Origin of the sequence: Vibrio rumoiensis, from assembly GCF_002218045.2 — a bacterium.
GTDB classification, from domain to species: Bacteria; Pseudomonadota; Gammaproteobacteria; order Enterobacterales; family Vibrionaceae; genus Vibrio; species Vibrio rumoiensis.
In genome coordinates, this window is record NZ_AP018686.1 from 908,447 (window position 1) to 932,107 (window position 23,661).

The 23,661-nt window shown below is 40.3% G+C and carries 16 protein-coding genes and 1 pseudogene; 2 read left to right on the plus strand and 15 right to left on the minus strand.

Annotated elements, in window-relative coordinates:
- Positions 1-2: 2 nt before the first annotated feature.
- Entirely contained in the window at positions 3-926 is a 924-nt protein-coding gene (locus tag VRUMOI_RS16520; protein ID WP_089139916.1) for an aminoimidazole riboside kinase, read from the minus strand.
- A 165-nt stretch (positions 927-1,091) separates the two neighbouring features.
- The gene (locus tag VRUMOI_RS16525) at positions 1,092-2,531 is read right to left on the minus strand and encodes a sucrose-specific PTS transporter subunit IIBC (RefSeq protein WP_089139915.1); all 1,440 of its coding nucleotides are present in this window, start codon (positions 2,529-2,531) and stop codon (positions 1,092-1,094) included.
- Between the two features lie 244 nt (positions 2,532-2,775).
- Here VRUMOI_RS16525 and VRUMOI_RS16530 point away from each other — a divergent pair, with 244 nt between their 5' ends.
- Entirely contained in the window at positions 2,776-3,762 is a 987-nt protein-coding gene (locus VRUMOI_RS16530; RefSeq protein WP_089139914.1) for a LacI family DNA-binding transcriptional regulator, read from the plus strand.
- Between the two features lie 274 nt (positions 3,763-4,036).
- On the opposite strand, the gene VRUMOI_RS16535 is transcribed toward VRUMOI_RS16530, so the two are convergent.
- From VRUMOI_RS16535 to trhO, 8 genes are all read right to left on the minus strand, one after another.
- Entirely contained in the window at positions 4,037-5,482 is a 1,446-nt protein-coding gene (locus VRUMOI_RS16535; RefSeq protein WP_408646281.1) for an EAL domain-containing protein, read from the minus strand.
- Between the two features lie 755 nt (positions 5,483-6,237).
- Entirely contained in the window at positions 6,238-6,915 is a 678-nt protein-coding gene (locus tag VRUMOI_RS16540; RefSeq protein WP_089139912.1) for a type 1 glutamine amidotransferase domain-containing protein, read from the minus strand.
- Positions 6,916-7,797: 882 nt separating this feature from the next.
- A complete protein-coding gene (locus VRUMOI_RS16550) occupies positions 7,798-8,916 on the minus strand; it encodes a carbohydrate porin (protein WP_089139911.1) in 1,119 nt (372 codons plus the stop codon).
- A 141-nt stretch (positions 8,917-9,057) separates the two neighbouring features.
- Positions 9,058-10,479 (minus strand): PTS transporter subunit EIIC, encoded by a 1,422-nt coding sequence (locus VRUMOI_RS16555; protein WP_089139910.1) that lies wholly within the window; start codon positions 10,477-10,479, stop codon positions 9,058-9,060.
- Position 10,480: 1 nt separating this feature from the next.
- The gene (locus VRUMOI_RS16560) at positions 10,481-12,151 is read right to left on the minus strand and encodes an alpha-glucosidase (RefSeq protein WP_110410730.1); all 1,671 of its coding nucleotides are present in this window, start codon (positions 12,149-12,151) and stop codon (positions 10,481-10,483) included.
- Positions 12,152-12,276: 125 nt separating this feature from the next.
- Complete coding sequence (locus VRUMOI_RS16565; RefSeq protein WP_110410731.1) at positions 12,277-13,275, minus strand: LacI family DNA-binding transcriptional regulator; 999 nt, start codon at positions 13,273-13,275, stop codon at positions 12,277-12,279.
- 672 nt (positions 13,276-13,947) lie between these two features.
- A complete protein-coding gene (gene add / locus VRUMOI_RS16570) occupies positions 13,948-15,096 on the minus strand; it encodes an adenosine deaminase (RefSeq protein WP_089137744.1) in 1,149 nt (382 codons plus the stop codon).
- 200 nt (positions 15,097-15,296) lie between these two features.
- Complete coding sequence (gene trhO, locus VRUMOI_RS16575) at positions 15,297-16,280, minus strand: oxygen-dependent tRNA uridine(34) hydroxylase TrhO (RefSeq protein ID WP_089137745.1); 984 nt, start codon at positions 16,278-16,280, stop codon at positions 15,297-15,299.
- 286 nt (positions 16,281-16,566) lie between these two features.
- Between trhO and VRUMOI_RS16580 the strand changes: the two genes are divergently transcribed.
- Positions 16,567-16,989 carry a hypothetical protein gene (locus tag VRUMOI_RS16580; RefSeq protein WP_089137746.1) on the plus strand — a complete coding sequence of 141 codons (423 nt, stop codon included), beginning with the start codon at positions 16,567-16,569 and terminating at the stop codon, positions 16,987-16,989.
- 238 nt (positions 16,990-17,227) lie between these two features.
- Here VRUMOI_RS16580 and astE read toward each other — a convergent pair whose 3' ends face one another.
- The 5 genes and pseudogenes from astE to VRUMOI_RS16605 all read right to left on the minus strand — a co-directional run bounded on the left by astE (position 17,228) and on the right by VRUMOI_RS16605 (position 23,660).
- Positions 17,228-18,229 carry a succinylglutamate desuccinylase gene (gene astE, locus VRUMOI_RS16585; RefSeq protein ID WP_089137747.1) on the minus strand — a complete coding sequence of 334 codons (1,002 nt, stop codon included), beginning with the start codon at positions 18,227-18,229 and terminating at the stop codon, positions 17,228-17,230.
- 17 nt (positions 18,230-18,246) lie between these two features.
- A complete protein-coding gene (gene astB, locus VRUMOI_RS16590) occupies positions 18,247-19,587 on the minus strand; it encodes an N-succinylarginine dihydrolase (RefSeq protein ID WP_089137748.1) in 1,341 nt (446 codons plus the stop codon).
- Between the two features lie 10 nt (positions 19,588-19,597).
- The gene (astD, locus tag VRUMOI_RS16595; protein ID WP_089137749.1) at positions 19,598-21,070 is read right to left on the minus strand and encodes a succinylglutamate-semialdehyde dehydrogenase; all 1,473 of its coding nucleotides are present in this window, start codon (positions 21,068-21,070) and stop codon (positions 19,598-19,600) included.
- The gene (gene astA / locus VRUMOI_RS16600) at positions 21,070-22,104 is read right to left on the minus strand and encodes an arginine N-succinyltransferase (RefSeq protein WP_089137750.1); all 1,035 of its coding nucleotides are present in this window, start codon (positions 22,102-22,104) and stop codon (positions 21,070-21,072) included. The genes astD and astA overlap by 1 nt, the downstream gene beginning before the upstream one ends.
- Before the next feature lie 526 nt (positions 22,105-22,630).
- Positions 22,631-23,660, minus strand: a pseudogene (locus VRUMOI_RS16605) (DUF2955 domain-containing protein).
- Between the last annotated feature and the right edge of the window lies 1 nt (position 23,661).

The window sequence follows — 23,661 nt, forward strand, 5'->3', positions numbered from 1 at the left end:
CATTATTGTTGAATGAATTCAAACAATTCTTTTTGGTTAGGCAATGCCGTCATCGCACCTTTTTGAGTCGTAGCCAATGCACCACACCCATTTGCCCATCGAATAGCTGAGTCAATAATATAAGTATCTTGCCAATCCGCATATTGAGACAAACTTGCTAACAACCCTCCAACAAATGCATCACCAGCCCCCGTCGTATCCACAGGATTTACCACTTTTCCTGTAATGAGCTTACCTTCACTCTCAAATACACGTAAAACGCCTTTCGCACCTTGAGTCACCAAAACTAATGTCGTGTTTAGTTCATCAAGAACCTCTAAGCCTTGCTCTATTGAGGTTGAGTTAGTTAAAAAAAGAAGCTCTTCTTCTGAAAACTTAACCACATCAGCCATAGCGATAGCCTTAAGAGCAACCGATTGAATTTCTGCCGGTTGTCGCCAAACTTCATTACGTAAATTAGGATCAAAACTAATAAAACCACCGATAGCTTTTATCCTTTTCATTGCCTCAAATGTACTACCTCTACTTGGTTCATTCGCAAGTGAAATTGAACAAACATGCAACCAATCACCTGATTTAAAATTTGGAATATCTTCCACTGACATGAATTGATCTGCACTCGGCTTAACCATAAAGGTAAAGCTTCTTTCACCTTTCTCATCCAAACCAACTACAACTGTCGATGTTCTTTGAGCAGGATCTTTTACGAGAAACTGAGTACAAACCCCCTCTTTATCCAAGGTCGCTTTCATAAAATCACCAAATGGATCCGCTCCTACTCGCCCAAAAAAACCACTTTTTCCAGCTAAACGAGCTATCGCTACCGTCACATTGGCTGGAGCACCGCCTGGACATTTAATTAAAGTGGTCTCTGATTCAGTAATGAGATCAACGACAGCATCGCCCGTTACCCACACATGGTTCATAGTGATTTCCTTTAGATATTGAAAATATTAATAGCTTCAGTAACAACATGCCGCTGCTATCAAATTGAAATTAGAAAAAACTAGCTAAGTAAATATTGCTTAGCTAGCTCCTCAGCTTTTGAGGAAAAGGATGGAACAGAGGGATCCATCCTCTAAGGAGTTCAATTAAGCGATTGCCTGTTTGCTTGTCTTGGCTCGCTCACGTATACCGAATACAATCGTTAGAATAAAAGCGGTTAAAAATGAGATCACCATACCCACGATATAGTAGCCAATCTTATCTGGTGTAATAGAGATGATCCCAGGCAGACCAGCAGCTCCAAGTGCCTGAGCTTTAACATTAAACATGGTAATAAATGCACTGGAAACTCCAGCCGCACATATAGCTGCAATAAATGGATAGCGAAGCTTTAAATTCACACCAAACATTGCAGGCTCAGTGATTCCCAATAAAGCCGTAACACCTGATGGGATAGCAATACCCTTCATCTTTTTATCTTTACTCATGAACCCGACGGCTAATGCAGCAGCACCTTGTGAAATATTTGCCATTGCTGCGATAGGAAAGATAAACGTCCCACCCGTTTTAGCGATATCGACAAGCAATTGGGTTTCAATGGCGATAAAGCTATGGTGCATACCGGTAATCACAAAAGGAGCATAAAGGAAGCCAAGTACTCCCCCTCCTATAAAGCCAGCAGTATGGTAAAGCCAGTTAAGTCCATCACCTAAGAAGAAACCAATATCGCGAGTAAATGGCCCCACTACGGTAAATGTCAGTAAACCAGTAATAAAAAGAGCAAATAGTGGCGTTAAAAGATTATCTAGAACCGATGGGATAATTTTGCGTAGACCTAGCTCGATCTTCGCCAAAATAAAAGCAGAGACTAAGACAGGAAGAACTGAACCTTGATAACCGACCTTTTGAATTTCAAAACCGAAAATATTCCACATTGGGATATTCCCTGTAATAGATGCACTACCAAAACCCCATCCGTTCAATAATTCAGGGTGTACCATTATCATACCGAGAGCTGCACCTAAATACGGATTACCACCGAATTTCTTCGTCGCTGAAAATGCTAATAAAATAGGTAAAAAAACAAATGGAGCATTTGCAAATGTGTTGATCATATTTGCTAAGTCCATCAATTCAGGATTAGCATCAATCAGGCTTTGACCATCAATAAATAAACCTTGAGCAGTCAGTACATTATATATCCCCATCAACAAACCACCTGCAACAATCGCAGGAATAATAGGAACAAAAATATCTGATAAGCCTTTCACAGCACGCTGAACAACGTTTTGCTTTTCTATTCCAGCGGATGCAACATCATTGGTCGACATTTCACTCATACCGGTTAACTTAGCCAACTCGGCATAGACCTGATTTACAATTCCTGAACCAAAGATAATTTGATACTGCCCAGCAACTTTAAATTGTCCTTTCACACCATCAAGCTCTTCGATCGCTTGTTCATCAATTTTTTGCTCATCAGCAACCGCAAGACGTAAGCGAGTAGCACAATGCGCGAGCGCAGTGATATTACTTTTACCACCTAACAGAGTTAGTAGTTCTTTTGCTACTACTGGATAATTCATTTCTCACCCCATTCGTTTTTTATCATTATGATTAATTTTCGGGAACGTTTGCAAAACACAATATTTCCTGATTAAAGTTAAACTTTCAAAGAAAAAAGAATAATAATGTGATAATGATCGTTAAACTGTCTCCCTAAGGCATCACTAGAAAGGTAAAATCACTTGTCTTTTGTCTTCATCGAGATGATTTTTGAGCTTTTCTGCAAACAATCCCAAAAACTAACGCAACTAATGGATAAAAATAATGGCGAGTTTATACGATGTCGCCCGTTTGGCTGGCGTATCAAAGTCAACCGTTTCACGGGTTATAAATAATGAATATGGTGTCAAAGAGGCAACAAAAGAAAAAGTTCGCCAAGCAGCAGAAAAATGTGGCTATGTCCCCAACCAAGTGGCCAAAGATCTCAAATCACAGAAAACAAACCTTATTGGTATCATCGTTTCGCGCGTTTCTTCTCATGCAACCGCTCAAGGGATCGACGGGTTAACTGGTGTATTAGAAAAGGCAGGGAAGCACGTTTTACTGGCAAGCACGCACCAAGATCACGAAAAAGAGCTGGAATATATAAAACTTTTCAACCAAAAGCGTGTTGAAGGCATCATCCTGTACGCCACCCACCTTGATACTAAGCTGGTAGAAAGCATTCAAAACTCCGCGGTTCCAGTGGTTCTTGTCGGCCAAGATGGGTCAATGTTCAATATTCCTAGTATTATTCATGATGATATTCGAGTCGGGTTTGAAGCCGGAAATAGGCTTATTGCCAAAGGATGTCAAACGATGGGTTTCATTGGTGTGCAAGGTGATGATATCGCCGTTGATAAACAGCGCTCAGATGGATTTCTTCAAGCATTACAGAATAAAGGATTAGAGCTCGCTTTCCATGCCCGAGGTGACTTTTCGATAAACTCAGGTTATTTACTCACCAAGCAATATTTATCACACACACCCAAATTGGATGGTTTATTTTGTGCTACTGACCGGATAGCGGTTGGTGCGATAAGAGCGATTCAAGAACATGGTCTCACACCAGGAAAGGATATTTCGGTCCTAGGAGTGGGTAACGATGAACTGGCCTCAGTATGCACCCCAAGCCTATCAACGTTTCACTACTCATTTGATAAAGCTGGCGAAAATGGTGCGCGATTATTATTAGAAAGAATTGAAAATCGAAACATTGAAACCAGCAAAATAGTATTAAATTTCAACGATATAGAACGAGAATCTTGTTAACTAAAGATAAGGACCGAGGCAATAAGGTACCGCATATCACCTCTTTTTATTGAAGCGATTGATAGAGAGGTCTCTACAAATTCAAATACTTGATAGCTTGAGTCGAATTGATTGGAAATATTGAGTAACCTTATTTTTAGAAACTACAGTCGGGAACGATACCATTTCGTAGGCAAGTAAAAAAACGCACTTGCAATCGAGTAAAAGTCTAAGAATTAATTGTTCAAGTCTGTTCGCAACGATTCTATTTAGGCTTATTCAACACTTGGGGTTTTCAACATTTTTTTAATGTCCCAATGAACTGCTCTAAGCTCAGTGGCTTATAGAAGAGGTAGCCCTGCAAGTAGTGAACCCCTTTTAGCCTTAACGCTTCGGCTTGCTCTTTCGTTTCCACACCTTCTGCTACCACATCGATTTTCAAGCGATTTGCAAGATCCACAATATTATCAATCAGACTCACACTCAGTTCATCATTAGGATATCTATCCACAAAACACTTATCAATTTTCAAACCGCTAATGTTAAGTTCCAGTATGTTCTCAAGCGAAGAATACCCAGTTCCAAAATCATCAATAACGATCATAACCCCCATATCATTCAATTTTTTCAGCGTTGTGAGCGTTTCAGGTGTGTAAGTAACAATCTGTCTTTCCGTCAACTCCAATACAACCTTTACAAAACCGAGCTTTGGACAATTTCGAAATCTCGCCACAGCATTAACTACCCCTTGTGCGTAGGGCTCAGTCAGTTGAATTGGGCTAATATTGAATGCAATGTAAAACCTAGGTAAAAGAAGATGATAATGCTGAAGGAAAAACTCATAGGTTTTATTTATAAGCTGGATACTCAGTGGGACTATCAGTCCTGATTTCTCAGCAGTGGGGATAAAGTCGTCTGGACGAATCAACGATGATTTATAATTCCAGCGCATCAGTATTTCACAGCCAGTAAGAGTACCATTAGAATCGGTAACACCTTGAGCATAGGGTTCAAATTCCCCTTTTTTTAACCCTTTTCTTAATGCTTGTACCACTTCTATTTTTGAATCATAGAAAAAATAAAGCAGACTGATAACAGAAGAAAAAAACAATAACAGTAATAACGACCAAGTATTTGTCCTTAAGAAGTTAAAAAATATATGTCGATAATCATACTTGGTGCTGATGGAGTACGGAAAAGCTTTCGATTCTATGTACACAGTGTCAGGGTTTTTAGTTGTCACCAGGTTATCATCATCATTTACCCAACCAAAGGTGGTATTGATATGAAAAGGTGTTTCTATATCTAAAATGTTAACAATCCCAAGCAAGATAAATCCATGAATTGAAGCGGAGATAAAAAGATCATCATTACCCGAGTTAATAAGAACAATTGTTTTCCCTGGAACAACAATCTTTGAAGTGATGATACTGAAATCTACAAACGTGCTAGGTGAAATTATGCTACCAATGTTCGGTTCATAAGTTGAACACACAATCGAACCCTTTTTTAAAACATTAATACTTTGAATACTGGGCTCCTTGACTATCGTATCATCCAGTATTCTAAAATCGGAGGAACAGTCTCCAGTAATCTGATGCAGTACATTATCAATCGCCACTGTCGCGGTTTCAAACAGTCCATCCATCACTTCCACAGATAAGTGCATTCGAGACTCGGTATCTTTTTTATAGTTTTGTAAGGATTGATAATACAAAACCCCATAGGTGCAAAGTAGCAAGCCAATAAATAAGCAAAAGCTATGGAGAAACTTCAGTCGTCTAAAAGGACTTTTATTGGTAAAAATAACATTATCCTCTTTGATAATAACTTAACCCAGTTGTCATGGCGTTGTTTTACTTGCCCGACTGAAATATAGATATAAATAAAATATAATACATTGAATAGCACCCAACCAGATCCCTTCAATGTCAGGTCTCTCATTACCTGTTAAAAAACTCTATTGCTATATAACCAGGTTACCCACACAAATAATAATGATAATTATTCATAACAGTCAAGTGTTGATAACAGCTATTTTCGATGATTTTATATATGGCATTACAAACTTTGTCATTACCTCCCATTCCTCTTTAAACATAAGTCTGTAAAACTAGGGAACACAAAATTAGTCAATAAGCAAAAGTATCGTTAACTAAAAATAGTTAATCTTTTCAATCCTAATGTATTAACCTTTCAGCGACCTAATAAACACAATAGCTTTTATAAAGTCATTCCAATCAAAACGGCTACAGGGGGCACAAATACGACGTTCATTGGGCTAACTTAGGTGAGTTGATGCGGTGTATTAGAAACTTTAACGACGACTCTAAAACCTTTTTATCTTATAGGTGACCCAACTTAAGCCATTGCAGTAACGCTATATGTAAACTGACTGCATGTTAATCTTATTTCGATATCTCATAAGATCTTTCAGAGAACAATGAAAAGGCCACATAACGTGGCCTTTGTGGTATTTGTTCGTAGGTAATTGTTTTAACTCAGTTGAGCAATAAGCGCTTTGGCCACGGCTTGAGAACTGGTAGGGTTTTGGCCAGTAATTAATTTCCCATCTTCGATGACAAATTCCCCCCAATCTTCACCTTTGTGATAATCAGCGCCGAGGGATTTAAATTCATCTTCAATCAAAAATGGCACAACGTCAGTCAACTCAACACCAGCTTCTTCACCGTTGGTAAAACCTGTGACTTTACGGCCTTTAATAAGCAACTCGCCATTTTCGGCTTTTACATGACGCAATACCGCCGGTGCATGACACACAAAACTGATGGGTTTACCGCTACGCTCAAAGTTTTCAATCAAATTAATGGAGATCTCTGAGTTGGTAAGATCCCAAAGTGGTCCGTGACCGCCAGGATAGAATACCGCATCAAACTCATCCGATGTTACCGTTTCAAGCTTAACGGTATTTTCCAGCGCATCTTGAGCGATCAGATCTTGATTAAAGCGCTCCGTCAATTCAGTTTGGAAATCAACAAGTACACTTTTAGGATCTAGCGGCGGTTGACCACCCGCGGGAGACGCAAGTGTGATATTGGCGCCAACATCAAGGAAAGTGTAGTAAGGGGCCGCAAATTCTTCAAGCCAAAACCCTGTTTTTTCGCCAGTGTTACCCAGTTCTTGATGGGATGTTAAGACCATTAAAATATTCATATCGATTCCTTTGAAGCGGTGAATTGTTTTCATTGTAGTTAGTCATAGTTTTCGTACCACATCATTTGTTGTTGGGATGCCGCGACGACTTTTAAACCTCAGCTTGGTATTTACTGACTCAACTCTTGCTAAACTGCAGTGGTTTTGTCTTGATAAGCCAGACTTAACAATAATGATTAACGTTTGTCATTAAAACATCATGTGATTTTTTTCATCCAAAAAGTGAGCATATCGTCATTACCGCGATTTTTGATAGAAATATGTCTCCTGGTAAACATTTCGAGCAACAAATATAACTTTTATCTTTCTTCGTTTATAGCTGTCGAAAAACATTAAAGTACATCTAGCTAAAACTTAAATATAAATATCAAGAAACCTATATGAAATAAGGCCTGGCACCTGATTATCTAAATTTAAATAAAAAACGAAAAAATTTATCTAAGTTTATGGGTTGTTTCACTGAGTAAGAACTAGTGGTTACGAGATAATGCGACAGAATAGTTATTCTCCAACTAACTCCGTTAGCTGGGGCAAACTTGGCAGCGCTATCATCGCCCTTTTTTGTGTCGTCGCGAGCAGGACACAGCCGTTACCCCAGAGCACAGCGGACAGCTTCGCTAGCAAGACACCTAAGCACCTAGCATCACAATAATCAGCTTGTTATCCCCTATCTTTAGCGCATCCAAAACAGATGAAGCAGTCTACTGATTTCATTCGTTTCATAGCTTCCAAGCGGTAGCAATGCCTCATCGAGAGATGGCCACAGCAACGTTTGTTAGTGCGCCACCTCTAGGCATTTTAAATAAGAATAAAATCCACAACAGCATCTACAGCTACTCAAACCTTGTTCATATCACTTTGCCTCTCGTGACGTTGTATAAATTAAAATTCGTAGAACAGACGCACACGAGTACCGAAATCATCTTCTTCAGCAAAGGCTGATACTTCTGATTGTTGATCCAGTTTATTGTCGACGGTCGTATAATATGTACCTAGAAGAATTGAAAAATCTTGTACTTCAAATACATCTCTGAGTGCGTAAGATGCATACCATGTTGATACATTCACGTCACCTTCAGCCCAAGAAGAAAACTCTTTATTTTCATATTTATTGATAGACTGAATGTAACCTAAACCAAAGTTCTTCCAAAGTGCATTAACACCGGCTGTTAGGTTATTTTCGTCTACTGCATCTAAGTAAGCAAGGTTCACATTTACGCTCCAATTGCCACTACTCCAGTTACCAGTTAAGCCATAACCCGTACGCTCTGAAATATCAACGCCGTTGGCTACAACCGCGTCTGAAACTAAGTTAGTCTCAACCGAAGCGGCTACCTTGAAGTCCTCCATTTGGTAAGCCACAACTGGACGAACTAAGAATGAATCTTTTACTGTGTCAATTTGCTCTCCGTGGTATTTACCTTCAAGGCCTCCATCAAACAAGTTAGATCGGTCACCTAGCATCGTGCCGACTTCAACATACAAGTTGCCAAAAGTTTGGTTGTACATGATCTGGCCATCAGAACCGCGCCCACGTACTTCTTTCATTTGATACGTGTATGCTGCACCATCTGAATACAGATCATTAGCTGTATCACCTGAATATTCAAGGAAGACATCAAGACCAACAGGGAACATATCGTAAGCTTCAAAACGACCCGCTTTAATTGCCCAGCCTTCTTTTTTACCAAACTCAAAGTACGCATCATCCAGTGCTATATTGCCTGTACTCTCAAACAAAGGCTGCGCTTTAACACCCACATAGTGACCGTTACTCGTGTACTTTTCTCCAAAAAACTCGATTAGAACGCGGCCATCTTGGTTGAATTCGCTGTTATTATTAATGTGTGATTCACGGTCTCGATAGTTGACGTTCAGCTCGACATTACCGCCAATTGAAAAGTTACCTTTTTCGTTATCTATAACTTTTATATCCGCAAATGAATTCATAGAGAATAAAGCCAAAATACTAGCTACTGTTATATTAAAAATATTCTTCATTGTTCTTCCATTTTATATTTTAACATTAATTAATGTTTTTTAGGTGTAGAGAGACCAAGGGTGATATTCGATAAAACCCTTAATTGTTACGTTTTAAATTTTAATTATAAAATATAATTTATAGACTTATTTAACTGGCAATCAAATTACCGTATTTACTTTACTATTACTTTTCTTATTGAAGATAAATAACTTATCAGCCATATAAGTTACAGAGAATGAGAACACAAATACTAATATTCCCACAGCAATATAAGCGAGTACTTGATAGCTATCATAAATGTACATGAGTGGAGAAAGTAGTACCGCAAGACCATATGAGTTAGCCTTAACCGCAAGTAGTGATAAGACCATTCCACCCAGAGCTGAGCCACACAACATAATGCACAGTGGAGTCATACCAGATCGCAAAACCACACCGAATAAAGCAGGCTCTGATACCCCTAACAACTGTGTAACTGTTGCAGAGATCCCTGCTGTTTTAAAAGCCGTATCTTTTGTTCTAAGAGAAATAGCTAAACAAACCGCAGCATTGGCAAATCCATACATAGCGCAAACTGTTATTAGCGGATTGAAGCCTGTGCCTGCAATTAAAGAAGTTTCAATCATGATGAACATATGGTGCATCCCCGTCAGCACTGCAATTGGATAAAGGAAACCGATCACAAGACCCCCGATACCAAAAGGTAATTGTAAAAAGCCTTGAATAGCTTCAATTGCAACACTTTCAAACCCTTTAACTAATGGTCCCATCACTAATAAAGCAGAGGCCACCGACAAAATGATAACGACAAAAGGGGTGAAAATCAGATCCATTGAATGTGGCATAACGTTGCGGAAGTAAAGCTCAAGCTTAGCACCAATATATCCTGTTATGAGGGCTGTCAATATAGACCCTTGATATCCCACTAAAGGAATAAATCCGAATACATAAATAGGCTCTGCGCTACCGTATGCTACGGCATATGCATTGGGTAGAGCTGGCGAAACTAGCATCAGACCAATGAGAAAGCCGATAATAGGCGTACCTCCGAACTTTTTAAAAGCTGACCAACAAATAAATGCCGCGAGAAAGGCAAATGCTGTATCGCAGAGAATAGCCATTATTGTGGTAAAACTTTCAGGGACATTTTGTAGACTCATTCCCATCATTCCTAGGACAGTAGCGTTGAATAACACGCCTTTAAGTCCTAAGAAGAGACCTGTCGCTCCCAATATTGGAACAATAGGTACAAAAACATCAGAAAGATTTCTTAATGCTGTTTTTAGTTTACCTGCATCATTGTTAGCAACCGTTCTATGATCTACTTCTTTAGCTTGTGTGACATCCATAAACGCTTCGTATACTTTATTTACGATGCCGGTACCTAAAATTACCTGATATTGTCCGGAGTTATAAAACACACCTTTAACCTGATCAATTTTTTGCACGTTTTCATCACAAATAATATTTCGATCTTTAACTTGAATTCTTAGTCGGGTCGCACAATGTGCAGCTGAAATAATATTATTCTTCCCTATTTCTCTTATGATTTCTTCAGCAGTACTTTTATAATCTTTCATTTTATAATCCCTTAATGAGTAAAGTCTGGTAGGGTTGTAGTTGCGAATATGTTTCTTTATAGTTATTAAGCAATATATTTCCATCTGGGAGGGTAAATGGCACTATTTCGTCACTTAAATTAGTAATAATAAAGAATGTCTCTTTGCTTCCTAATCGCTTATAAGCAATAATATTTTCTGCTGTATCCAAAGGCACAAACTCTCCATAAATCAATGCATCAGGATATTGATGATTACGAATCTTTATCATCGATTTATAGAAGTTAAGTACCGACTCTGGGTCTTTTATTTGGTCTTCGACATTGATGGTATATTCTGAATGCGAAAGTCCAAGCCAAGTTGGGTAGCCTTTGTTGAACCCACCATTAATTGTATTTTCCCAAGGAATCGGTGTTCTACTGTTATCGCGAGAACGAAGATTAACAAACTCTAACGCTTCTGCTTCACTATATCCCTCAAGTACTGAGCGATGATAGTTATCGATACTTGAAATATCATCGAACTCGTCGATGGACTCGCGCTTGAAATTAGTCATTCCAATCTCTTGTCCCTGATATATAAATGGTGTGCCTTGTAAGAAAAAGTATAAAACAGCTAAACATTTTGCACCGGTTTGATCACGATAGTTAGTATTTTTTATTAGCTTAGACAGTGCACGAGGTTGGTCGTGATTTTCGATAAATGTTGTTCCCCAACCGTGAGTTTGAAACGCATGTTGAGTAGAAAACAAATGCTCTCTCAGATCTTTGGTTTGCCACTGAGTTCTTTTAAACCATTCCGTTCCACTTTCTACATCAAGATCAGCAGCATGGAAGTCGAATATCATATTGAAAAATCCATCTTGGCCGATGAACTTGCCGTAATCATCTTTTGATACACCGGGAGCCTCACCAACAGTAACGCAAGGATGACAATCAAAGGTATTCTCTCTAAGCTCTAATAGAAACTCCTCTATGCCTGGACGATTTCTTGACTTATATTTTATGCTGCCCAAACCATCAGCCCCATCAACAGGTATTGAAGCAAAGTCCTGATCTTTCTTGATAAAAGTAATGGCATCAATACGAAAACCTGCAATACCTTTATCGAGCCACCAGTTCACCATACGATAAATCTCCTGACGTAGGGCAGGATTCTCCCAATTTAGGTCAGGTTGTTTCTTATCAAAAACATGCAGGTAATAGTTATCTTCACCCTCAATTTTCGTCCAAGCACTTCCACCAAAAATTGAACGCCAATTATTTGGTGGTAGCCCATTATTACTTGGTTTAATGATGTAGTAATCTCGGTATTTTGATGAAGGGTGACTGATCGCTTTTTGAAACCACTCGTGTTCATCACTGGTGTGGTTGATAACCAGATCAACCATGATCTTTATTCCTTTAAATTTTGCCTTCTCGATCAGTACATCAAAGTCACTCATCGTTCCAAAATCAGGGTTTATATCGTAATAGTCTGAAATATCGTACCCATTATCCGCCATTGGTGAACGATAAAAAGGTGATACCCAAAGCATAGTGATGCCAAGATCTTTAAGGTAATCAAGCTTCTCTATGATACCTGTAATATCGCCAATTCCATCATTATTGCTGTCTCGAAAACTCTTAGGATAGATTTGATAAATAACATCCTCTTTCCACCAAACAGATGTTTCCGTCTCGTTTTTACACATTTATCATTCCTTATTACTATATGGTATCGATATCATATTTTCATGTTAAATATGATATCGATACCACACAAGCAAGAAACTCATGATATCGATATCATACATCTAAGCAAAAGGACTCAATTCATTTAGGCTGAGTTTCTTATAACCATATTGGTTTTAAGCATACCTGTATCATAAACGTAACTTTTTCCTTCAATCGCCGCTAATAGATATTCCATCGTAAACTTCCCTAGCACATCTACAGGCTGATGTACCGTGGTAACTGGAACAGAAATTAGGGATGAAATCTTCTGATTATCAAACCCCATTACAGCAATATCATCGGGTACGTTAATGCCTGACTTTGTTAGTATGTTGATAACCCCACAGGCCACTTCATCACTGCCTGTAAAAATGGCAGAAGGACGCTGCTCATTTTTCATACTAGCGAGTTGTGATGCGATCTTCTCTCCATCTTCAAGTGTATGAACATGGCGAAATACCAGGTCATAATCAATATTCTGATTTGCTTTTCGCATCGCGGTTTTGAAGCCTTTATTCCGACGAGCACCATGGCTTCGTGATGTGAAATCACCTCCAGTACAGTAAGCAATTCTTTTATGCCCTTTTCCGGTTAAATAATTTATCGCCTCTTCTGTTGCTTGCTCATCATCTATATGGATAGATGGAATATTGGTATTATATAAATGAGTGTTGCACAAGACTATTGGGCCATGCTTAACATAATTTTCTAGAGTATCTATATCGCTTTCTACAGTGCATAAAACCAAACCATCAATAATTTTTTTCTTCAACAACTCAAGAGCGCGTTTTTCTTCCCCTTCACTATTGTGATTTTGAATAATTAAAATGGAATAACCAAACTTGCGCGCGGTTACTTCAAGAGCATCAATTAATCCTGCGTAATATTGGTTAGTAATACGGGAAACTAGAACGCCAATATGAAAAGCCTTTACCCCCCGCATTTGCTGTGCAACAGCGCTTGGTTGATAGTCCAGATCCGCCATTGCCTTTTCAATTTTCAGCCTCTTTTCATCCGAAATATAAGGATGATTATTCAGGTAGCGGGAAACGGTTGTTACCGATAATCCTGCAGAGTTTGCTACTTCTTTTATCGTTGCCATACACACTATGAAATCGTTACCATGCTTTATGATGGTAAATTAAACAATCCAGTATTAATGTCAATTAGAACGACAGAAAATGAGAAGTTTGTCATAGTTATACTTTTTTGAGCTCTCAATATATAGATGCCTATCACATCAAGTATGCGCTTCACGAAATGAAAACTATTCATTCCTGCCACCTTTAAAGCATACTGAGTTTGACTTTAGATAAGCCATTCTCTATTTCGGAGATAATTATGAATTTAAGGAATGGTTTAAGCATATTTAAAGAGATGGTATATCCCTCTCCAACGCTATGGCTTGCGATTCGCCTGCAAGGAATGTAATAGGTTTGCCTTCAGCTGCATCAGGACGCCCAACAACAGAAGCAGCAATATATTAGCAACCACGTTTTCATGCTCTATGTAGCGGGTTCGATAATAGTTAATCGAACATGGATTTTACCTGTTGTCATAGAATCAAGAATGCCATCTTCGCCAAGAGATAACTTAATAATCGACTTGTGTTCAAGAGACAGAAGTTGGATGGGGTTGGTTACGCAAAACTACTTTTGGGGAAATATTAAAAAAGGCAGCTGACCAATGTGAAGTGATCGCTGCCTTTTGGGATGAAGAGTTTATTACTCTCCCGTAGCTCTTTATTACGGTTTTTAATTATACGTAGCGTGCATTACTTATAATGTAAACGGCTTTGTAAGCGCGCTTTCAGCGCTCCATCAACCAAACCTGCCGCATGAATTTCGAGATCACGCCAATCTTGCTCGGTAAACGCTTGATAAGCTTTTTCTATTAAGCCTTGTTTCACTTCATCCGACACAAACGCCGCTTCTAGTGCACATAAGGTAACATCTAATAATTCAACGCGATTAAAGCCAAATACGGTTTCTGCAATGTGATATTCCTTCGCCACATCCGTACCAAATAAACCCGCGTCATCAGTATTAATCGACAAACGCACGCCCTTTTCATATAGACGACGCAGAGGATGATTATCAAGCTTTTGCTCAAACTCGGTGACTAGAATTCGGTTACTGGTCGGTGCCACTTCTAATGTGATATTTTCTGCAATCAGCTGTTCAATCAAAGCATCGTCTTTTATTGCTGCAATACCATGGCCAATGCGTTTTGCACCAAATTTTAAGGCATCACGAATACTTTCAGGGCCACGGATTTCACCGGCGTGGTAAGACTTAGGCAATGGAATATTATCCACCAACTCATGAACGTAGATGAAATCTTCAAATTCACCCGCCATTTCGTTACCGGCAATATTAAATCCAGTCACAACTTCACGCGGATTTTGCGCGATAAAGTCTACACTCAAATCCAAATGCTCTAGGCTTAAATGACGAACCCCACAGCCTTGCAGGCGAGTTTCTGTACCGTACTCTTCTTTTACTTCATTAATCGCACGCTCAATACCATCCATGAATTCGTGGTATTTATTAGCATTCAACGACACAGTGCCATTACCATCTTCTTCACAACATAAATGGAAAGCAGAGGTGATCATTTCACAGTAGATCATCCCCTGTTGTGCATTACGGCTTAAGTAGTCTTTCATGATCAAGTAGTAATCATCCGCATCACGCACCAAATCAGCAACCACATCATACGCTTTTACAAACTCGCCAAAATCCGTTTCATCATATTGATAACGACCATTTGGAAACTCTGCTTTGTCATAAGCACCATCGGGATAAAGAAAATCATCAGGCAATGAAACGCCATGTTTTTTAGCCAAGATCAAAGCCATTTCAGGCGTCACAGAACCTTCAATATGTTCATGCAAAATTACTTTCGGAAGCGTAGCAGTCATGATGTTATCTCTATTGATTAATCTATTTATTGCACCTTACCGTTCCATTTTATTAATGCAACCGTGGAGTATTAAAAGTTACGTACTGAAACACAGCAAACGTTTTCGGTATGCTGTTGAAAGGAGGTCGTACCCTGAATATAAAAAGCTCAGGTATCACCACCTGAGCTTTTTAATCCGCCATTATTTACACTGTAAAATCAGCGCTTAGATTGACGTTGCTGTGCTTTCTTCTGAAGCTTTAATTGACGCTTTTGCTCCATCTGTTTAACTGCATCGCCGCCAACATGTTCTTCACCGCGTTGCTTTGCTAATTGCACTTGTTTCTCACGTTCACGAAAGCGTTCAATCTGTTCATCAGAATGGGTGCCAAAACACTTCGGGCAACTCACCCCTTGTTCAAATTTATCATTTTGTTTATCTAGTTCGGTTATCGGTAAACGACAGGCATTACAAAGCTCGTATTCACTTTTTTCTAATTGATGGTTGACCGCCACTCGCCCATCAAAAACATAACAATCGCCTTTCCATAAGCTGTCTTCTTCTGGCACTTCTTCTAAATACTTTAGAATACCGCCTTCAAGATGGTACACCTCATCGAAGCCTTGTTCTTTCAAATACGCTGTAGATTTTTCACAACGGATGCCACCAGTACAAAACATCGCCACTTTCTTATGCTTTTCAGGGTCGAGATTCTCTTTTACATAGTCGGGAAATTCTCGGAACGTCTCGGTATTCGGGTTAACCGCACGCTCAAAGGTGCCGAGTTCGATTTCATAATCATTACGAGTATCCACCACAAACACTTCCGGATCGGCAATCAAACTATTCCAATCTTGTGGCTTCACGTAGGTTCCAACAACCTGTTTTGGGTCAATGCCTTCTACGCCCATAGTGACGATTTCTTTCTTTAATTTCACTTTAGAACGATTGAATGGCATTTCTTGGTGATAAGACTCTTTATAGTTAATGTCGGCCAAGCGAACATCTTGCTTAAACCAATCGAGTAGAGCATCAATCCCTTCGCGAGATGCCGCAACCGTGCCATTAATCCCTTCATGAGCCAATAATAACGTACCGCGAATAGCATGCTTTTCCATCAATTCTAATAATGGGGATTGCAACGATTGATGATCTTTAAGCTCGACAAACTTATACAGAGCACAGACAACAAATTGACTCATGGAATTCCTTAAATAACAAAATAGATACAATTTGGTCGCATTGTACTTGAGAAAGATAACAACAAATACTTACAGTTTATAAGTCTATTGTGTAATTAATAGCCCATTCTTGTCATAAAGCGAATTGAAAGTAAATTCGCAGTCATGAGTTGTTATAAATCGGTTAATTTCATCGACTTAACATCGTAATTATTTATAAATAGGCTAGAGTTAATTGGTACACAACATTTAGAAAATAATTTTTTTGAGATTTCCCCTTACATATCTCACACATTAAGGAGTGAATATGACTAAAACAAATTGGTTGAAACCATTCGCAGTAGCCTCTTTTTTCACATTAGCGCTTGCCGCTTGCGATAATAACACTGCTGATAAGGCCGAAGAAAAAGTCGATACTGCTGTCGAGCAAACTCAGCAAATGGCTGATGATGCAGGCCAAAAAGTTGACGAAATGGCAACCGATGTAAAAGAGTCAGCCTCTGAAGCTTCTGACCAAATGGGAGAACAACTTGATCAAGCCGGTGACGCGATGTCTGATCAAGCCGATGCTGCCGCTGATAAAGTCGACCAAATGGCTGATGACATGTCTGATAGCGCCAATGATGCTCAAGATTCGATGGATGACATGGCAACTGACGCAGGTAACGCGATTGAAGACAAATGCGAAGACATTAAAGAAGGTGTTAACGCTGAAGATACGGACTGTTAATCACTCTCAAGTGAATAAATCGTTCTTTTAAATCCCCCCTAGGGATCAACAAAGCCACTGAATGCTCTAGCATCAGTGGCTTTTTAGTATTTATACCCGTCGTACTTGAAGCTGCAGCTTTGTTGCCGGCTTTCATTCGCCCCAATCACATAGGCAAGCTATGCTCATGGGGCCTCATTCACTTGTCGCCTCACGGCAACTCCAATTACTTTGGGTATATAAATCAGAAACACAACTGTTATTGGAAAATTGCGTCTTGCTCAGTCTCCACCAACATCAACCCTGCCCTCAACCCCGGCCGAACATTAGGGTTAGGAAACAATACCCACTCCCTCGGTTGCTCAACTCGGTAGGTGATATCGCCATCAATCGCTAATACTTCTCCTTGTTCAAAAGCGGTAAAGTTTTTCACTTCATCACTAAAGTGCATTTCAAAATTTTCAGATAGTTTGGTTAATTGCTGCGAAACTTGATACACCTTTAACGCCACGTTCGTTGGTGGTGATTGTGGTAAACCTTGGCTCACCAATTGTCTTAACCCATTATTGATGCCTAAAAATTGTGATAGGTCGTTTTGCCCAAAAGGTCTCGCTTTACCCAGCTCTAAAGTGCAACTATCTGCCCCACAATACTCACTTGAATAATAAGAGAACGTAGCACTCGGCGCTTGATTTAATACGATGGCTTCAACCTCTGCACTCGATAACCAATCGCACATTTGTCGGCTATATTTCTCATTCTCTTTATACGGTAATAATGCGAAACGCACATGATGAGACTCACGAATAGCAGTATGCAAGTCAAAGTGGAGCTTGCGACCGGCGGCAGATTCAAAAAACTGAGCGGTTAATGCTTCAAGCTGCTGAGCTCTTAATGTTTCTGCGCAGATTGGATAATTTTGATGGTGCTGACTAAATAAACGATTCAAATCGATATCGTTATAACGCTCACCATTACGCATTGCTGCTGGATTACCCAACATCAACATCAGTTTTACATTGAGTTTTATCCTACTATTGAGCAAGTCATCCACTAGCTGATCGAGCAATTCTATCGGTGCGGTTTCATTACCATGTACACCAGCAGATAGCAGAACATGCTCTAAATGATTCACCTCATCTTTTCTTGGCTCAATCACCATAACGCCATGGTCAAGCCAGTGCCAATTAATCGCCCCTATCGTTCCACTCGTGATAAGAGGCGCATGCTGCTTTAAGGTACTTGTAAGAAAGTTATCCATAACACTTACCTCTTATATTACTGCTGAAATGGATAAATACTGCCAAGTGCAAGAATTTGCGTCAGCTCATCTAATGCTTGACGGTTTTCATTCAATAATTGTGGATCGGCAAGGTCGCTTTCGCGTAGTCGGTCGCGATAAAAACGATCAACCCAGGCATTTAAAGTGCTAAACAAGTCATCATTCATCAGCACTTGTGGCGTTACCGCTTGCAGTTCGGCTTCCGTCAAAACCACACGTTGACGCAGACACGCTGGCCCACCACCATTACGCATACTTTCTCGTAAATCGAACACTTTCACTTCATCAATTGGCCCATTCGAACTCATTAATTCCGTTAAATAGTTCCACACATTGGTGTTTTGACGCGACTCTTCCGGCACCACCAGCATCATCTTGCCATTTGGCTTAGTGAGTAACTGACTGTTAAATAAATACGTATTAACGGCATCTTGCACCGAGACTTGCTCTGTCGGGACTTCAATGGGAATAAAGTCCGTTTGTTGTAATGCCAATTTGTTCCTGATCTCATCAAAAGCCGCGCTCTGATTCAAAAAGGCTTGATCATGATGAAACAGCACATTGCCATTACTTACAGCAATGACATCATTATGAAACACGCCCTGATCAATCACTTCTGGGTTTTGCTGCACAAATACCGTTTGTTGTTCAGGTAGGCCATGTAACCTGGCTACGGCTTGACTCGCTTCTAATGTTTGCCGCGCAGGAAAGCGAGTCGGTTCAACTTGCCCACCGTAGGCTTGCCTACCATACACAAACACTTCAACACCTTTCGCGCCATATTCACGACATAAACGATTATGGTTGGCCGCACCTTCATCGCCCATTACCGACTGTTGTGGCAAAGCATCGTGATGAGCAAAATAGTGATCATTGTTAAACATTGCACGAAGTGTCGCACTGGTGGTATCCGCTTCAATCGCGCGGTGGAATTTATTGTTTAGATTGGCGACCGTGAAATGCGCTCGACCATCAGCGGTATCAGCCGACGGAGACATAGTGGCAGCATTAGCCGTCCACATAGAAGATGCCGAACTGACTGCCGATAATAATTTAGGCGCTTGTTTAGCAACATTGGCAAGTATTTGTTCATCGCTGCCGCTAAAACCAAGCTGTCTTAATACCGGAATATGCGGACGCTCTTGTGGGGGCAATACTCCTTGCTTAAAGCCCATATCACTCAAGGCTTTCATTTTTAACAAGCCTTGTTTCGCCGCCAGTTTAGGATTAGATACCGCACTTTGGTTACTGGTGGACGCCACGTTACCAAATGACAGCCCAGCATAATGGTGAGTCAGCCCGACTAAACCATCAAAATTGACTTCATAAGCTTTCATATTCACTTCCTTACCCAAACGTTAAACCGGGAGATAATTGCTCAGGTAAAGCAATGTTGTCACTTTCAAGTGATGCCATTGGCCATGCACAATAATCCGCAGCGTAATAAGCACTTGGACGATGATTTCCTGAAGCCCCAGTCCCGCCAAATGGCGCAGCACTTGAAGCCCCCGTTAATGGCTTGTTCCAATTGACAATACCGGCACGAGATTCAATTAATAATTGTTCATAATGCTCTCGATTTGGTGAGATTAAGCCCATCGATAAACCATAACGCGTGTTATTGGCGATCTGCAGTGCTTGGTCAAAATCTTGGTAACGAATAATGGTCAGTAATGGGCCGAAATGCTCTTCATCGGCAATCCCTTCTACACCAGTAATTTCCATGATCCCCGGAGTCAATAGCGCAGCTTGATCATCAACTTGAGTCATTTCGAGTAACGACGTTGCACCTTTATCTAACAGATCTTGTTGAGCTGCGAGTAATTGTTTCGCTGCATGCAGGGAAATCACACTGCCCATAAACGGCGCAGGTTCAGCATTCCACTCACCAACGCGAATACCTTTACTCACTTCAACTAAGCGCTGAATAAAGGCATCCCCTTGAGTACCTTGTTTCACCAATAAACGACGAGCACAAGTACAACGTTGACCTGCCGAAATAAAGGCGGATTGAATAGTTAAATGCACCGCGGCATCGATATCTTCAATGTCTTCCACAATTAAAGCGTTATTACCGCCCATTTCGAGTGCCAACACTTTCTCTGGCTGACCAGCCAATTGGCGATGTAAGTGATAGCCCGTATTAGCACTACCAGTAAACAATAAACCATCAGTGCCGTTATGTGAGGCTAAGGCTTCACCGGTGGTTCGACCGCCTTGTACTAGGTTAATCACGCCATCAGGCAAGCCCGCTTTTACCCACAGTTTTAACGTTTCTTCGGCTGTCCAAGGGGTTAATTCACTTGGTTTAAATACAATCGTATTGCCCGCTAATAACGCAGGAACGATGTGCCCATTCGGCAAATGCCCTGGGAAATTATAAGGACCAAATACCGCCAACACACCATGTGGACGATGGCGCAATACTGCCTGTCCATCTGGCATATCCGTCGATTTTTCACCGGTTCTTTCATGGTAGGCTTTCAGGGATATCGCCACTTTACCGACCATTGCACCGACTTCGGTTAAGGTTTCCCAATACGGCTTACCGGTTTCTTGTGAGATCACTTCAGCCAAATGCTGTTTGTTTTCACTCAGTAATTGAGAAAAGGTTTCTAGTAACTCTATGCGTTTTTCAAGTGATGTTCTTGCCCAACGAGGGAAAGCGGCACGCGCGGCATTAATTGCCTTATCTACATCCTCGGCAGTGGCTTCTTGACCTTGCCAAATCACCGCATTATTCGCTGGATTGGTTTTATCAAATGATTGACCCGTCGCATTACACCATTGGCCATTAATGAATAAATTTGGATGAGACATTACGAATTCTCCTTTGGAAATAAAGTAACAGCGCGGATCACATCGCCCGCTTTTACGCCTAGAGCGTCTGCAACATGGGCAGGGATACAAATAGATTGAGCTTCAAATGACACTTGCCCTAATACGGCTCGGTAATTTAAGAAGTCTTGATTCGCGAGTAAGTAAGCGGGGCTATCTTGCGATAGCGCCGGAGATTGAATAGAAACAGGCCACAGTTCACTGTCTCTGACCGCGCGAATATCTTCGATTCGGGCTTCTAGTGTCGGACCGGCGTCGAAGATATCGACACAACCTTCATATTTCATCCCTTCACTATTTAATATAGCGGCTGCAGGCTCGGTTTGAGGGTGGACTTTACCAACCACGTCTTGCGCTTCTTGAGTTAAGAATTCAACGTACATCGGATGTTTCGGCATAAGTTCAGCAATAAAGGCTTTTTTACCCATGCCGGATAAATAATCCGCTTCTGCAAAATCCATACTGAAAAAATGTCGACCTAGGCTTTCCCAAAAGGGTGAGCGGCCTACCTCATCTGAATAACCACGCATTTCAGCGATTAACTTGTCAGAAAAGCGGTCTTGAAAGCTCGCCATAAATAGAAAGCGCGCTTTAGATAATAAATAACCATTTTGGCTGTGACGATAGTCAGGATCTAAGAAAAGTGTACACAGTTCACTGTAACCAGTATGGTCATTACTTAGGAAAAGCGTTGGCATGCTGCGATAAACACCCAACTTTTTAGAGGCATGTACGGTCGTACCTACACGGTAGTTATACCAAGGTTCATCCAGTCCAATGGCAACTTCAATACCACTCACCCCTACTACCTTGTTCAGCTCAGTATCTTCTAAAACAAACAAATAACCTTGTTCTTCAAGTTGAGCGTGTTGGTGCCAGGTGTTCAGCATGCGCTCAATTCTTTGCTCAACTCGCTCTTCATTTTGTGGTAATGAAGTAAAACCCACGCCCGTTTTACTGGCAAGCTCTACAATGGCGGCTCGGTCTTCCAATCTGACCGGTCGAATTATCATCATATTAATATCCTTGTACTGCCAAAATTCCATTTAAAAATACAATGGTTCTAGTGTGGTCATTCCTATTTTTATTATCTCTATCTTTAAACGCCTAATTAGTCACAAATATCGCATAAAGAATCAAATGACAAAATATACTCTCTACAAACCCCTTATTTGCAGAACTTTAAACATATTTATAACATTTTTTATAACTAGGGGAACGGGCAAAACATGATCAAAAACACAGATCAAAACTTTATATTTTTAAGCGGCAAAGAGAGGATGAAGAAACGCAGAAAGGTAAAGTAGATATTCATTTACAATAAATGAATAAGATTTCATTTATCTATATTAAGACTAAAGCCAAATAAAAAAGCTTGCCGGTTATCGGAAATAACAACGCTAAAAACTGAGCACTCTCATTCCAACAACCAAGGAAAGCATACCCTAAGTGACCCCAAGATTCAGATCTACCTCCCAACTCTTTAAGCAAACAACGTTGGCGAAGGAATGTAAGCACCTTGGCGTTACTGGGTATATATTGTTAGGCGCCAAAGCGAGTCGCTTCGAAACGATTTAAAAATTTATGAAGGAAAAAACACACCATCAAGGTGATCACAATCGCAACGCCAATACTACTCATCCGATATAAAGCGCTGAATATCAAATCACCATTAGGGCTTAAATACTGACCAAATAAGATCCCTAATGTCGTCATGGCACCAAAACCGGCACCAGAACCACTCGCCTCTTTAACATGTGCTTGGCTGAAGATCATTAATCCAATCCAAAGCAGAGGGACAACAAGAATCAGCATGTTAGACCAATCATATAGAATAACTTGCACTGCGATACCAAAAGTCACACCAAGGATTGTTCCAATTGCACGCTTACGCGCATAACCCAACATTCCATCCCAATTCATAGGAAATAAGAGAAGTAAGCTAGTCGCTTGCGCTGACATTGAATCTTGTAAATCGAGCACCTGGAAGACAATAAATGACAAAGTTGCCATGATTGCTCCTAATAAAGCTTCATGACGCATGCGATTGGCATTTTTTTCAATCACTGGCCTACCGGGCCTAGGCTCGACATCTGGCCATATGTACATCATTAGATAAGCGATCATTAATGATGTACAAGACGAAACAATATTATCTGAAATGAGTATCTCGATATTGGTGGTCGGAAAACTGGCAAAATGCAACATGATGCTCAGGTTGATGACTCCGGTGGCGCCAAATAAAAATAAACTCCCTTTACTCATGGCAATGAAACGATAGAGAAACATCAAAAAAGCCATCAGTGTCATCATGGCGGGGTGATCCCCAAGCATGCCTGCAATTAATCCGACTTCAATTGCTGAAACAAACGCAGAAGCGAGCACCTGACGCACGATATGCATATTAACTTGTGGAATAAGACCTAATAATAAGATCGGCGTAACAGTGTAAAACACCCCCATTTTGCCAACCAAATAATTTACAAATCAAAAAGCCTAAGGTGGCACCAGTAGCAATACGTAAGCACTGCCTCACATCATTCGCATTTAATGGGTGGTGGCGAAGTAACAAC

Bases quoted from the DNA above. Each gene is read 5' to 3' on its own strand.
- VRUMOI_RS16520 (WP_089139916.1), bottom strand. From the start codon at position 926: ATGAACCATGTGTGGGTAACGGGCGATGCTGTCGTTGATCTCATTACT.
- VRUMOI_RS16525 (WP_089139915.1), bottom strand. From the start codon at position 2,531: ATGAATTATCCAGTAGTAGCAAAAGAACTACTAACTCTGTTAGGTGGT.
- VRUMOI_RS16530 (WP_089139914.1), top strand. From the start codon at position 2,776: ATGGCGAGTTTATACGATGTCGCCCGTTTGGCTGGCGTATCAAAGTCA.
- VRUMOI_RS16540 (WP_089139912.1), bottom strand. From the start codon at position 6,915: ATGAATATTTTAATGGTCTTAACATCCCATCAAGAACTGGGTAACACT.
- VRUMOI_RS16550 (WP_089139911.1), bottom strand. From the start codon at position 8,916: ATGAAGAATATTTTTAATATAACAGTAGCTAGTATTTTGGCTTTATTC.
- VRUMOI_RS16555 (WP_089139910.1), bottom strand. From the start codon at position 10,479: ATGAAAGATTATAAAAGTACTGCTGAAGAAATCATAAGAGAAATAGGG.
- VRUMOI_RS16560 (WP_110410730.1), bottom strand. From the start codon at position 12,151: ATGTGTAAAAACGAGACGGAAACATCTGTTTGGTGGAAAGAGGATGTT.
- VRUMOI_RS16565 (WP_110410731.1), bottom strand. From the start codon at position 13,275: ATGGCAACGATAAAAGAAGTAGCAAACTCTGCAGGATTATCGGTAACA.
- add (WP_089137744.1), bottom strand. From the start codon at position 15,096: ATGACTGCTACGCTTCCGAAAGTAATTTTGCATGAACATATTGAAGGT.
- trhO (WP_089137745.1), bottom strand. From the start codon at position 16,280: ATGAGTCAATTTGTTGTCTGTGCTCTGTATAAGTTTGTCGAGCTTAAA.
- VRUMOI_RS16580 (WP_089137746.1), top strand. From the start codon at position 16,567: ATGACTAAAACAAATTGGTTGAAACCATTCGCAGTAGCCTCTTTTTTC.
- astE (WP_089137747.1), bottom strand. From the start codon at position 18,229: ATGGATAACTTTCTTACAAGTACCTTAAAGCAGCATGCGCCTCTTATC.
- astB (WP_089137748.1), bottom strand. From the start codon at position 19,587: ATGAAAGCTTATGAAGTCAATTTTGATGGTTTAGTCGGGCTGACTCAC.
- astD (WP_089137749.1), bottom strand. From the start codon at position 21,070: ATGTCTCATCCAAATTTATTCATTAATGGCCAATGGTGTAATGCGACG.
- astA (WP_089137750.1), bottom strand. From the start codon at position 22,104: ATGATGATAATTCGACCGGTCAGATTGGAAGACCGAGCCGCCATTGTA.